Genomic DNA, 13437 nt, shown 5'->3' with positions numbered 1-13437 from the left:
CTCGATCCTGCGAGGAAACTTGGCTTGCGGGCCGGGAATGTCATGCCCTCACCAGCGGCAGTTCGTCCCACTCGGTGGTGTAGCGCTGGGAGATATGCTCACGCTTCATCGACCAGGACGGAGCCTGCGCGATGCCGGCGCGGCCCAGCCCGATGGCCTTGGCGCCGAATCGCGCCGAGATGTCCTGCACCACGCCCGAGACATTCACCCGTTCGTCCTGAGGATCGTTCCCGCCCTGGCCGAAGAGGTCCAGCTGCGCTTCTCCCGGTGTGTCGCCCAGGCCGGAAAGGATGACGCCGCCGCGGACGTAGTCCACCCCGGTCTGCATCAGCCCGTTCATGGCCGCCACCGCGAGGCGCGTGAGCAGGATCGGATCGCGGGTGGGCTTGGGAAGCCGCACCTGGGTGCTGGGAAAGGATGCCTCGCCCTTGGCGAAGCGGCTGGTCCCGGCCATCACCGTGAGCAGCGAGGCGTAGCGGCCTTCCTTCGCAAGGCGCGCGGCGGCCTTCTGCGCGTAGATGGACATGACTTCTTCCATGGCTTCACGGGTGCGCACCGGGGTGGAGAAGGATCGGGTGAACATGACCTGCCCCTTGTCGCTGCGTTCCTCGACAGGGCCGATGCACCGCCGCCCGTTGAGCTCGTACACCGTGCGCTGCAGGACCACCGAGAACTTGCGCCGGATCAGCTGCGGATCGGCCGCTTCGAGATCCGCAATGGATTCGATGCCCATCCCTGCCAGCTTGGCCCCGGTCTTGCGCCCGACGCCCCAGACATCCGTGGCCGGCACCAGTGACTTGATCCGTCCGAGCACTTCCGGGTCCATGAGCTCCTGCACGCAGACCCCGCCGAGGTTCATATTGTGCTTGGCGACGTGATTGGCGAACTTGGCCAGCGTTTTGGTCGAGGACACCCCGACGCACACCGGCACCCCGATCAGGCGGTCGATGGACGAGCGGATCTGCGCGGCGGTAGTGCGCACCTGCTCCAGGCTGCCTTCGAGGCCCACAAATGATTCGTCAATGGAATACACCTCATGCCAGGTGCCGAAACGGCCAAGCAGTTCTACTGGTACTGGCGAATATCGATTTGTTCACTATTGAATCGTGTCGATTGCGTTACAGCAGGATATACCCTGCTGGGCGCGTCGTGGGCCTATCACTGCGCTGTGCCAAGACGGAGAAGACGGTGTCACGATGCGCCCAGCATTTTTCACGGGGCTGACTCGGATGGTTTCGTTGCTAGGCGTATTCCTCAGCACCATGACGCGGCATGGATATCCGCATGGCTATCAGTCCTGCCCCGATTAACCCGATGATGGCAAACGCACTACTGAGCAGAAATGGGTCTATTCCGAAAGAAGCTCCAGAAAAGCCGAGACCGATGTAGAGGGTGATGCCTGCTGACCCGCCGAGCTGATCTGCCGCCCGCTGGACTCCAGAAGCTGTACCGGCATCCGATTCGGTCACTCCAGTAACAGCCGCGTACTGAAGTCCGACTAGCCCAAAACCCATCCCTACGGCGATAAGAACCATAGCTGGAATCATCGCAATAGCCGCAGCCTCTACGTAGGTGACGATGGCGATAGCCACCATCCCGAGAGCCGTAAACCCGATGCCGGTCACGGCGCAAAATCGCGCGCCCCATCGTCCGAGGAATCGAGGTACCAAGGTTGCGGCAGCAACAAGCGAGATCGCTAGTGGCACCAGCGTCAGTCCTGTGGTCAACGGACTGAGCCCCAGCCGGTTCTGTAGGTAGAAAGTGAACAGCAAAAACGATGTGGACAAAGCACCGCTGAGCAGAGCAGTCGCAAGATTGGCCCCCACTCGCGTTCGGTTGCGGAAGAACTCCAGGGGTATCAGCGGATTCGTGGCCCGTCGTTCAACGACAACAAACATATAGGCGGCTATCACAGCTCCGATTAGCACGACCACGGCCGCCCAACGGGGGATTCCGTCAGTCTCTCCTGCTTCGACGATCCCGAATACCAACAGAAGTGGCGCAGCTGTCAACAGGACCGAACCAGGAAGGTCGAGTTTCATGCGCCTTCTTGGCTGGTCTGCCGGGATGAGAATGCCCGAAGCGATGAGGACGAACACGATAAAGGGTACCGATACAAGGAAGATCCAGCGCCACCCTAAAAACTCAGTGATGACTCCGGAGAGAATGAAGCCAAGCACCAGCCCGCAGCTAGCAACTGCCGCCCACACGCTCAGCGCGCGTGATCGTCCACGACCTTCGGGGAACAAGAGAACAATCACAGCCATTGCGGCTGGCAAAGCCATTGCTTCGCCTGCCCCTTGAAGCAGCCTCGCGGTTACAAGAATAGGATACGTCGGGGCAAGTCCCGCCAGCAGTGAAGCGAGGCCGAACACAGTTGTGCCGATCATTAACAACCGGCGCTGCCCGAGTAGGTCCCCGAGCCGGCCGCCAAGCATTAATAGACCGCCACCGGTGATCGTGTACCCGACGACAACCCATGTCAGTTGTCTAGCATTGGCACCGAACTCGGCACCGATGGACGGAAGGGCAACGTTCACTACGGTCACATCTACCGCGATCAAGAATTGCAACATGGAAAGACAGGCGAGCGTCACCCAAGCCCGCACCGCCGTGGTTTTAGATTGAGAAGAAAGATTAGTGGGAACCAAGTCGTGCTCCATCGTTCAGAAGAACTCCGGGCAGCACTAAGCGCCGCTCCGGACTGGCCGTAGAGCGGCGAAGCATCTAAAGATTAAAGGACTACGTGCTCCGCCGCTAGCGGAGCATCTTCGTCACGGCGGCTGCAGCCGCAGAGGAACCTGCCATACCCTGGATTGTATCAGTTCCGTGGCGGATATCTTGCCGGGCAAGCCTTCGTGCGTAGTGCAGGATATGTTGACCAGTCGCGGTTTGCTGCTGTTGCCCAGGCTGCAGCTGAGACGGTGGAGATACCGAGCAGATCCGATAAGAGTGGCACAGGTATTTCAGCGGCAAGTTCCAGGAGTGCAGCCGTTCGAGAACGATTGACCGGAATACCCAATCGATTCAACCGGCTTCCTAAGGCCCCTGCGGTGAGGTGTCTACCTGGCCACCTTCCGGGGAATATCCATGTGTCATTTATATCCCGGTGAGTTCTGGGTGGGTTCTGGTATAACAGCGTGACAGCATGCCCGAGTTGTTCAGGCAGCTCAATAGGATCATCGGCGAGGGTGACGGAAACGCCTTGCTTGCTGAAATGCACCGCAGTACGTGGAATGGCGACAATACGAGTCAGTGGTTGTCCGTATAACAACACAAATAGTCCTGCGACACGGTCTTGCGGTTCTAGGGTTTGATCTCGGAGCAACCAGCGCGCTAGATCCCAGCGTTCATCCGGAGGCATCGAACTTACGGGTTCTCTTTTTGGACGATATGATGAGACAGCTGTAGCAAGTCCATTGTCTTTCAGCCATCGCGTGAAGTGGCTTATGTGATCATGCCGGTTCGCTGAGCCAGCAACGTAGGCGTCGAGCACGCGTTGGGGCAAGGTCAAGGTCGTATATCCCTGCTCCTCGACGAATTGAAGGTATTCAGCACAGGTCTGTAGTCGAGATCGGAGCCGGTGAAACCGGTTATTGGGATCGGTAGGTCGTATCGCGTACCCTGCCCAGGGTTTGGTCGAGAGCCCCCATTGCGCGTATCGGCGCAGCAACAACCGATGAGTCGAGTTGGTCTGTTCCGAGAGCCACGAGGTCAACCAGAGGTAGTATCGTTCCTCATTGACATCGATGTCTGGGAGCACGCCGGAGGTCACGAGCAGGCTCAGTAAGAACGTTGCCCCTTGTTTTCCTCCGCATCGGGTAAAGATTGCCTCGAATTCTAGGGGCAACTGCCCGGTGGCTAATTCTCGCAGCACCGCAGCACTGACACGGTTGGTGTATTGCCACCCCATGAGGGAGTCAGCTCGCGCAGGCCCTTCCAATAAATACTTTTCTAACGGTCGAAGCTCAGGCCGCACAGCCCCGTCGGCATCTGCCAGCATCGTTCGGATTGTTTCAGGGCGGTGGCATTCGATGCACAGGTGGAACTTGCGCACGTTCTTCACTGAACCGCATCCCGGACATGCTAAAACTTCGGGTTGACCTGCGCACGAAGCACAGCACAGTTGGTCGTTTACAATGTGGGTGAGGAATTTCTGTTCACCACAGCCTGGGCAAGGCCGAGGATAACGCATCCCGTAGTAGCAATTGGGACAGATCGTCTTCCCTTGCAGGTGTAGGGCTATGGGTTGAAGACGTTGACAGCCGAAACAATCAGCCTTGGGACGCTCATAGCAGCGATTGCAGACCAACGTTCCGTCTAAAGCATTCTTAACAGAGGTTGTCTCCTGACAGCGATGGCATACGCCAAAGGAGCGTGGATCGAGCCTCCAACACGGTCTGCAAAAGTACTGTCCATCAAGGTTTTTATGGATGGGTCGCCGTTGCCCGCAGCCAACACATGGTCTCGCTCGATAATTTTTCTCGCATCGAGAACAGTGGCGACCTCCTTGAGGAGCTCGATGCGGCAACTGCATCTTTCGGCCACAACTCTCACATCCCGGCACCACAATCGCCACGGCCCCAGCCTCCCTGAGAGCAGCGGTCAAGGCTTGAACCGTCACGGGCACGTTCGGGTCCTCACCAGTCAGAATCCCGGGCCGTTTACTGATCGCGATGAACAGCCTCCGACGCGTCCGATGGACCGGCGCAATAGAATCGATCATGGCGGCCAGAACACTCGGCGCAATTTCTGGGACATAAGGCTCCAGAATCAAGACAATGTCTTGTGTCACTGTATCCATAAGGAGCTTTCGTTAGTACTTAGGCCGTCTAATCCTGGCCCGCACCGGACGCAGATCACCAATAGGCGCTTTACTACCTTCAGCCACAGCAGTCTTCGGCGCTTCGACTTCACGCCGCTCCGTCACGATCAACTCATCCTTAGAACACTCCAGCGCATCACACAGCGCAGACAACACCTCCAGACTAATGCGGCGAGGTGGCGTTGTGACCAACCGATACACTTGCTCCCGCGACAGCTCAACGCCTCGCTCGGCCAATAAAGGGCGAAGATCAGTCGTTTGGAATAGCCCTTTCGAAGCCATAATGGCTCGAAGGTTCCACGTAGTATGCAGCTCAATCATTCCTACCCCTCCTCCTCGGTAATTTTTCGCAGCGCCTGGGCCAAAATTCTATTCTTGAAATCTCCACTCACGGAGGTATAAATCGAGGTGGTAGACGAGTGCTGGTGCCCCACTTGTTCCTGCACGAAGCGGTCAGCATACCCATGTTCAATCAAATGCGTGACATACGAATGCCTCAGACTGTGCAACGTCAGCTCTTCCGGCAACCCAGCTTCGGCACGAAGCTCGGCAAATCGGCGATCAAGATAACCCCCAGAGATGCGAGTCCGTCGCTCGGTAACCCAAATAGCATCGAGTTCTCCTGGATCAAACCGATCACGGCCTTGTTCAACCCACTGCCGCATACCCGGTACCCACCAATCGAATTCTGGCACGAGCAAAACAGTACGACGTCGAGGTGCACCGCCGCCGGCGGCCTTGCCCCATCGCACATGCAAAGCCGCATAACGTCCCCACTGTTTAGCTTCGGGATTGTAGTGCAGATCCGCAAGATCCAACTGGGCTAACTCATTTCGTCGTAGCCCAAAAGCATAAGCTGTTTTGAATATCTGAGAGTCTCGAAGCGCGGCCAGCGCGCCCTTCTTCCCTGACGCAGCGAGTTCTTCGACTTTGGCATCGGCCGTGTCAAATAGGGTTTCAACCTCGTCGAAGGACAGAGGACGACGTTTTCCAGACCCCTCATATTGAGCCTTATGTGCCACCGTATTCCAGGGCAGACAAACCTGTACCGGGTGGCTACCAAACTGGTTTTCACAAATCTCCACCCAGTCATAATTCGGATCAATCAAATACGCACAGAACGTCTTAATAGCATTGTGATTGTGCCGCATAGTTGAAAGCGACTTGAGCCGTTGATCTGGCCCCGAAATAAACTCTTCGACATCTTGAGCATTCCACTCCCACGGCATCCTTCCAGAAAACTCCTGCAACCGCAGGATCAGACGCCGCCGAGTCGCAATAGTCGTGGAACGCAGCCCCCGACTGCGCTGTTGGCTTTCCCAACCACCAAGCATGGCCTCAAACACCGTCGCTTCCGGCGTCACAAACGCCACATTGGACGAGTCCGACACGGCGCGAAGAGTCCGCATTAAATCATCTGAATGTTGCACCACATACAACAATGTAAGGGCGCATGCATCAACGGTCAATAGCCGACCGAGAAGACTTGAACTACACTGGGTAAAACTGCCCTCGCAAATGAGAATGATCGCTTATTGCCGAGTCAAAGAATGATTGCGAGTTGCATTTCGCACAACAGTCGACGGTTCATGACCCGAGCGGAAATGTCGCCGTAGAGTTCGTAGTTGCTCGAACGCACTGCGAGGTTGTGGCTTTGCATGTAGCGCTGCACCTTGAAGAACGGTTCGCCGGTGCCAATGCCCAAGTCCTTGGCTTCCTGGGAGCGGGCGACCACGCAGCCGTCGTTGTTCGAGAGCACGACCACTGGCCGGTTCATCAGCGAACGGTCGAAAACGCGCTCGCAGGAGACGTAGAAGTTGTTGACGTCGACGAGCGCAACGTGGTCACCGGACATGGTGCAGGCACCTCGTGACCACTCCGAAGACGCTCACGTCGTCCCCTTCGGCGAGCAGCACCGGTAGCGTGGATTCGTCGCACAGCAGGCCGACCCGCTGTCCGTCGATCTGCCAGCGGCGTACCAGCAACTGGCCGTTGAGCGTCAGGACCACTACGGAGTTGTGGCGCACCGGCATCGAGCGGTCCACGATGATCTCATCGCCGTCGTAGATTCCGGCGGACTGCATGGACCCGCCGCCCACGCGCATGATGAAAGTGGACACCCGGTCCTTGACCAGCAGTCGGTTCAAATCGAATCCGCCGTCGAAATAGTCGCGGGCAGGCGAAGGGAAACCCATGGCGGACACCGCTTGAACGGGTCCCTGGCTGGCGCCTTCCGGCACGAACGGTTCTGCATCTGCCACCGTTATCTCACCCGCTTCGGTCCATCCCACGGACAGTTTATTCGCATAAACTTTCGAACAATTGGAATTGTACCTTGTTTGGCCGGAGCCCTGCCGACGACCCTGTGTGAAGCCCGGAGTGGCTCGGCCACTGCGCTGCGCCTACGCTGGAAGTGCGAGGCCTTCCGGAGCCCGCACCGTTCCAGCCAAGGAGTACCGTGAAAATTCTGCTGATCAGCTGCGGAGACGTGGCCACCGAGGCCGGACTGCGCTTCGCCGCCCTAGGCCACGAGGTGACCGGATGGCGCCGGAACAGCTCCAAGCTGCCCGAGACGCTGCACGGCCAGGACGTCGACCTGCAAGCAGAGGGCCCATGGCCGCGGATCGAACCGGAAACCCGGATTGTGGTGCTCACCCCGGTGCCGTCCAGCCGCGATGTGCCGGGCTACGAGCGCGCCTACCTGCAGGTGGCTCGCAAGCTGGTCACCGCGCTCAAGGAGCAGGCCCCGGAACTCCAGCGCATCATCTACGTCTCCTCCACGGCGGTTTCCGGCGGAGAGAACGGCGACTGGGTGGACGAGTCCACGCCCGCCGAGCCCAACCGCGAAACCTCGGTGGTGCTGGCCCGCACCGAGCAGGTGCTGGTTGAATCCGGGCTGCCGGTGACGGTGCTGCGCGCCTCGGGGATCTACGGCCCGGGGCGCAACCACCTGATCACGCAGGTGCGCAACGGCACCGCGCAGCTGCCCTTCGGGTCCCACTGGACCAACCGCATCCACCGCGACGACCTGGCCGGGGCCATCGTCCACGTGGCGGGCCTGGGCGACCTCGCCGAACAGCTGTATCTGGTGACCGACAATGAGCCGGCGCAGCTGGAGGAGGTTTTCACGTTCCTGGCCGGGGAGTTGGATCTGCCGACTCCCCCAGCCGCCACCGAACCCTCCGTCCGGCGCGCCGCGGACCGCAGGATCGCGAACTCCAAGCTGCTATCCACCGGCTTCACCCTGGCGTTCCCCGGATACCGCGAAGGCTACCGATCGGTGCTGGCCGGGGAATCCACGCGCCACCCCTGAACAGCGGTTAAACGTGAACGGACCGGCCTGGACGCCCCCAAGGGGTGCGTTCAGGCCGGTCCGCCTTTTCACGTTCCGGGTGTGGACCGAAACGGGCTAGAAACCCTTGCGCAGCGGGTTGAAGTGGCGGGCAATGGCCGGTGCGGCCTGTCCGGTGATCTGGGCAGCCAGGATCTTGCCGGTCAGCGGGCCCAGGGCGACGCCCCACATGCCGTGGCCGCCGCCTACCGAGACGCGCGAGGAGGAGGTCTGGCCAACCAGCGGCAGGCCGTCGGCGGTGCACGGACGGCCGCCAACCCACTCTTCCTTGCGGTTCTCCCAGTTGATGCCCTTGTAGACCGGGGCGGCCGCGGCAACGATGGCCTCGATGCGCTTCGGCTCCAGCTTGTGGTTGACGTCGCGGAATTCCATGGTGCCGGCCACGCGGAAGCGGTCGCCGAGCGGGGTGCAGGCCACGCGCTGGGACGGGAAGTAGATCGGGTGGGTCGGCATGTGCTCCGGCTCGACGGTGAACGAGTAGCCGCGGCCTGCCTGGACAACCACCTTGACACCGAACTTGGCGGCCAGATCGGTCATCCACGCGCCGGTTGCCAGCACCACGTGGTCTGCGGTGATGGCGCGGCCCTCGGAACCGATCACGGTGACCGAGCCGCCGTTGTCGCGCACGTCGGTCACGTTGAAGGCGCCGATGATGTCGCCGCCGCGGGCGATGACGGACTCTGCCAGCGAATCCATGAACTTCGGCGGGTTCAGGTAGCGCTGGCCCTTGATGGCGATGCCTGCGGCAACGTTGTCCGACAGGGTCGGCTCGATGCCGCGCAGCTGGTCGCCGGACAGCAGGTCGAAGTCGACATGCCCTCCGGTCTTGTGGATCATCTCGAACTCATGCAGCAGCGCGTCGCGGTCCTTCATCGAGACGAAGCCGGTCAGGAACGGGTCGGCCGGCTTGGTCAGCTCGCGGGTGCCCGGCCCGGCGGAGGTGTCTTCGGCGATCTCGTCGAAGGCGTCCAGGCCGGTGTGGCCCACCTCGGAGAAGATGCGCATGGCTTCTTCCCACTTCTTCGGGGTCGAGTGCCAGGCGAAGCCGAGCAGGAAGCGCAGCAGCTTCCCATCGGCCTTCAACGGAATGTAGAGCGGCGAGGCCGGATCCAGCATCATCTTCAGGCCGTTGGAGAACACCGACGGTTCGGCAATCGGCAGGGTCAGCGCCGGGGTCAGCCAGCCGGCGTTGCCCCACGATGAGCCGGAGGCCACGCCGCCGCGGTCCACGACGGTGACCTTGACGCCAGCTTCCTGCAGGTACCAAGCGGTCGACAGACCAACGAAACCTGCACCGACAACTACTACATGATCAGGAACTGCTGCAGCCATGATCCACACTCCTATGGTTTTCAGAGCCCCTCCACACGGGGCCGTCGCAACTCACTTTCGCGTGAAACAAGGTGAAAATCAACGAGTCCTGAGGAATCCACGGTGAGCGCGGACACACCACCTTGTGATCTGCGTTTTATACGGACAAGTTGGTCGAACACCGTATTTATTTCGGTCAATTACCCCACAATGGGCAGATTCGCCCCGGAACACCACTGATTGGAGCGGTTGGGAGTAGAGGATTTCATTGCCTGCGTAGACTGGAGTGGAATCATCTTTCCTGCCAAGCTAAGGAAATTCAGCAAACCTATGGCATCACGCAAACCAGCCAAGAAAAAGCAGTCGCAGGGTCACCCGGCCCGCCGCGAAGGAGCAAGCTCGGTTCCCTTCGAATCCGAGGTCCGACAGGATCTGCAGCCTTTCAAGTCCCAGCTCTTCCGCCATTTCCAGGAAGAGGGCCGCCCTGCCAGCGAGACGCGCGCAGCACTGGAAGGGCTGACCACGTTGTTGACCGTGCACGCCCAGTTGCGCAAGTCCGTGGACGTGAAGACGCTTGACCCGGAAGTTCTCGGCGAGCAGCTGGGCCATCTGTCGTCGCTGGGCAAGGAAGTTGCCGAGGCCAGCGCCGCGATCCTCAAGCACTACCTGACGTTCCTGGGCACCACCGCCAACTTCGGCGGCAGCGTGGATGACTTCAAGCAGACCTTCGAGTTCCTCTCACGCATGGCTGGCGATTCCCCGATCATTGCGCCGTTCCTCGAAGACGACGAGGCAAATGCCGCACTGGAATCCATGCCGTTCGTCTACGCGGCTCGCGAGCTGGTCAGCTGGGTCGGCGAAGGCAAACCCACCTCTCCATCCGGTGTGCTGACCGGCCAGACCCTGCAGGATGCGGCGTCCGTGCTGGGTCTGATGCTCACCGTCGACGAGGCCGCAGAACCGGCGGCGGTCGGATCAGTTCTCTGGGAGCCGGAAGACGGCACTACCGTCTCCAGCCTCGCCGAGGTCCCGCGCCTTTCGGCCTATTGGGACGCGCTGATCGGCACCGCCATGCTGCGCTACCAGGCGCCGAACGCTATGCCTACCGAGTCCTTGGCCCAGGCGCTGCTCGGCTCAACCGGTCCCGGCTCACGTCTGGTCAAGGAACTCGTCGCGGAAGTCCTGTTCTCCCACGTGCTGATCAATACGCTGGAGACCCCGGGGCAGTCGACCATTGCGGAAATGACTGCCGGGGTGCTGAGCAACGCAGCATCCAGCACGCCTCCACGGACGGAGTTCGCGCTGCAGGTCCCAACCACCGACGACCTGCCGGAAGAACAGCACCACCTGATCCCGAGCCTTGAGGTTGTCATCCCGCAGGTCGAGAGCCTGCTGCGCAACTTCCAGCGCGAAGGCCTGGTGGTCATCGAAGACGAGATCACCGTGCCAGTTGTCCTGCGTTCCGCCCTAGAACGTGCGCTCTCCAAGGTTTCCGACCATGTGCTTGACGGCGGTCAGGATTCCGAAAGTTCCGAGGGCGGCAAGGCCCAATAGGACCCTTCGCCAGGAAAATTAAAGGCATGGGGAGCGCGACGCATGCGTCGCGCTCCCCATGCCTTTACTTCTTTGGCCGGGCCATCCGTTAGATGCTTCGGGTCGCCAGCTCACTTGCGTGGCGCGGCAGGCGGTCGAACCAGGGGTTCTCGCCCGGCTTGCCGACATTCACGACAAGGAAGGACTTGTGGTTGTTGTCCGCGTTGATGATCTGGTCAACGGCAGCCTTGTCGAAACCGCCCATTGGGCCCGCAGCCAAGCCGACGGCACGCACGGCCATGATGAAGTATCCGGCCTGGAGCCAAGCATTGTTGTTTCCCACTGCGGTGCGCACGTCGGAATTTTCGAACATGGCCTTGCGCTCGGGAGCATGCGGGAAGAAATTCGGGAATTCTTCGTGCCACTCGGTGTCGAAGGACAACACAGCCAGCGCAGGAGCAGACAGCGCCTTCTGCGCATTTGGTCCCGACATGGTGCCGACGATGGCCTTTCGCGCCTCGTCCGACTTAACCCAGGTAATGCGAAGCGGCTGGTTGTTCATCAGCGTCGGGCCCATCTTCATCGCATCATAGATGGCATCGAGAGTTTCGTCTGATACCGGCTCTTCGCTGAATGAATTTGCGCTGCGCGCCTCAAAGAAAAGTTGATCGGCAGCAGCCGGATCAATGGAAAGTGCTTCGTAGATGCTGGAATCAGCTTGAATGGTCATGGGGCTCGCTTTCACGGTGTACACGGTTCCTTGGAGAATAGAATACAAAGATTTCCGCGTAGCCCTTGCCGCTTTGTGAACACTGTCACTAGAATGCGCATAAGCCTTAGATTATAAAAGGTACGTTGCGTCACTTGCGAACAACGGCGTGCGATGGGGGCACAACGCCGATGAAAGATCGTCCGCTCAGTAACGCAACGTACCTTCTAATCACCCTTGGTCCTTCGTGGTGCCACTCGCAAAACACCACCAAGTACCTAACCGGTGATCGGTCTTCACCGATACATCTATAACTTATCGCGTCTGCAAGAATTGCGAAATCATACTTTAGTAGGAGGGTAGGCCTAGAACGGGATACTGGCGGTCAAAATCCAGCGACCATTATGCTCCGAAGCTTTGAACTTGCCACCAAATGCCTTCATGCGATCCTCCATACCAATGAGTCCGCTGCCCCCTAGTGGCAAGGAGTGCTTGCCAATGGTCGAATCCGCAATCTGATTAGTGATTTTGAGTCTTGCTTCCTTGCCGTGAGCTGTCAGTGAGATCGAGCATTCGCCACCCGGCAAGGCGTGCTTGATGACGTTGGTCGTCGCCTCCTGCATGACTCGATACAGCGCAGTCTGCGCCGAGCGAGGGAGATCGGAAATTTTTTCTTCGGTGTGCGAGGACACAACAAAATTCGCCTCACGTAGTCGCTGGGAAAAGAGTTCGACGCCCTGGACTGCATAAACAGTCGTCGCCGCGGGCTTGTCGGTAGCACTCACGGCCGGATCTGCCATGGTTCCATCGGTGCGCAGGACGTTGAGCATCAGGCGCAAGTCGTGCAGGGTTTCCGTACTGAGTTTCGCGATCACATCAATGGCATCCAAAGCCATCTGGCCATCGTTGGCAAATTTAGCGGCCTTGGATTGCATTGCGACCACAGTGATGTCGTGGGCCACGATGTCGTGGAGATCGCGAGCGATATTCTTACGTTCGGCCTCGATGGCTTGCTGCGCTCTATCGTCAGCTTCTTCAATGTCTTTAACTGCCTTAGCATTCCGTTCGCGCAAAACGAAGATGCTCCGCGTCAGCGCGTAAGATAATGCTGCAAAGGGCGCCACTAGGAGAATTAGGATCCCGTCGTCACCGGCACGTGCAATGAACTGCACCATCCAACCCACGAAGAACGTCAGGTACCAGACTCGAATATGTTTGGATGAAGCAGTTGCAGCCAATGCCGAGAACGCTACAGACGAGAGCATCATCCATACGAGGAGTTGCCCATTCCCGAAGAAAAAGAACGCTGAAGCAATAAAGATACCTAATGAGGCGCCAACCCAGCGACGACCTATAATCAGCGCCGCGCATAGAACCACGCCTGCTAGCGCTCCACGGATCGCCCTCTCAGGTGCTTCAATAATTCCATCTTGAAGTATGGTGACGATCTCAGTCGCCGAAATCGCCAGCAGCACTGCAGCGCCGCCCCAAACGACGACACCCCGACCAGCAAACTGCTTGGTCAGGGTGTCTTTAAGCCTTGATTTCATACGCCGAATCCTTCACTGGCTAGGTGGTGAAGTCAAGCGGAAGAAGTTGCTAGCAGGCCAGGCCGTAGTTCTTGCAGAACCAGTTCGACAGGTCGGTGCCCCAACCAGCCGGAGTAGCGACAGCGCCACCCTTTGAAACAATCTGGCTACCAGCGGT

General features: G+C 59.2%; 10 protein-coding genes and 1 pseudogene. 2 read left to right on the top strand and 9 right to left on the bottom strand.

What is annotated here, in order from left to right; translation table 11 throughout:
* Positions 1-40 precede the first annotated feature (40 nt).
* The 6 genes and pseudogenes from JQN66_RS01825 to JQN66_RS01800 form a co-directional block, all read right to left on the bottom strand.
* A complete protein-coding gene (locus JQN66_RS01825; RefSeq protein WP_239464105.1) occupies positions 41-1033 on the bottom strand; it encodes a DinB/UmuC family translesion DNA polymerase in 993 nt (330 codons plus the stop codon).
* Positions 1034-1241: 208 nt separating this feature from the next.
* A complete protein-coding gene (locus tag JQN66_RS01820; RefSeq protein ID WP_239464104.1) occupies positions 1242-2651 on the bottom strand; it encodes an MFS transporter in 1410 nt (469 codons plus the stop codon).
* A 2165-nt stretch (positions 2652-4816) separates the two neighbouring features.
* Positions 4817-5107, bottom strand: coding sequence for a helix-turn-helix domain-containing protein (locus JQN66_RS01815; RefSeq protein WP_338029220.1), 291 nt, complete (start codon positions 5105-5107; stop codon positions 4817-4819).
* Between the two features lie 41 nt (positions 5108-5148).
* A complete protein-coding gene (locus JQN66_RS01810; RefSeq protein WP_239464103.1) occupies positions 5149-6294 on the bottom strand; it encodes a tyrosine-type recombinase/integrase in 1146 nt (381 codons plus the stop codon).
* A gap of 119 nt (positions 6295-6413) precedes the next feature.
* Positions 6414-6680, bottom strand: a pseudogene (locus JQN66_RS01805) (Y-family DNA polymerase); the annotation flags it as partial.
* Complete coding sequence (locus JQN66_RS01800; RefSeq protein ID WP_188948430.1) at positions 6670-7086, bottom strand: LexA family protein; 417 nt, start codon at positions 7084-7086, stop codon at positions 6670-6672. The pseudogene JQN66_RS01805 and the gene JQN66_RS01800, both read right to left, overlap by 11 nt.
* A 197-nt stretch (positions 7087-7283) precedes the next feature.
* Here JQN66_RS01800 and JQN66_RS01795 point away from each other — a divergent pair, with 197 nt between their 5' ends.
* Complete coding sequence (locus JQN66_RS01795) at positions 7284-8138, top strand: SDR family oxidoreductase (RefSeq protein ID WP_204676412.1); 855 nt, start codon at positions 7284-7286, stop codon at positions 8136-8138.
* 96 nt (positions 8139-8234) lie between these two features.
* Here JQN66_RS01795 and JQN66_RS01790 read toward each other — a convergent pair whose 3' ends face one another.
* Entirely contained in the window at positions 8235-9509 is a 1275-nt protein-coding gene (locus JQN66_RS01790; protein WP_204676411.1) for an NAD(P)/FAD-dependent oxidoreductase, read from the bottom strand.
* Between the two features lie 309 nt (positions 9510-9818).
* Here JQN66_RS01790 and JQN66_RS01785 point away from each other — a divergent pair, with 309 nt between their 5' ends.
* The gene (locus JQN66_RS01785; RefSeq protein WP_204676410.1) at positions 9819-11042 is read left to right on the top strand and encodes a hypothetical protein; all 1224 of its coding nucleotides are present in this window, start codon (positions 9819-9821) and stop codon (positions 11040-11042) included.
* Positions 11043-11130: 88 nt separating this feature from the next.
* On the opposite strand, the gene JQN66_RS01780 is transcribed toward JQN66_RS01785, so the two are convergent.
* Positions 11131-11775 (bottom strand): malonic semialdehyde reductase, encoded by a 645-nt coding sequence (locus JQN66_RS01780; RefSeq protein ID WP_239464102.1) that lies wholly within the window; start codon positions 11773-11775, stop codon positions 11131-11133.
* 320 nt (positions 11776-12095) lie between these two features.
* Entirely contained in the window at positions 12096-13280 is a 1185-nt protein-coding gene (locus JQN66_RS01775) for a sensor histidine kinase (RefSeq protein ID WP_204676409.1), read from the bottom strand.
* Positions 13281-13437: the final 157 nt, after the last annotated feature.

The sequence above is a fragment of the Glutamicibacter protophormiae genome (assembly GCF_016894325.1).
GTDB lineage: Bacteria > Actinomycetota > Actinomycetes > Actinomycetales > Micrococcaceae > Glutamicibacter > Glutamicibacter protophormiae.
The sequence above is the reverse complement of the archived record's forward strand: the minus strand, read 5'-3'. Positions and strand labels throughout refer to the sequence as shown.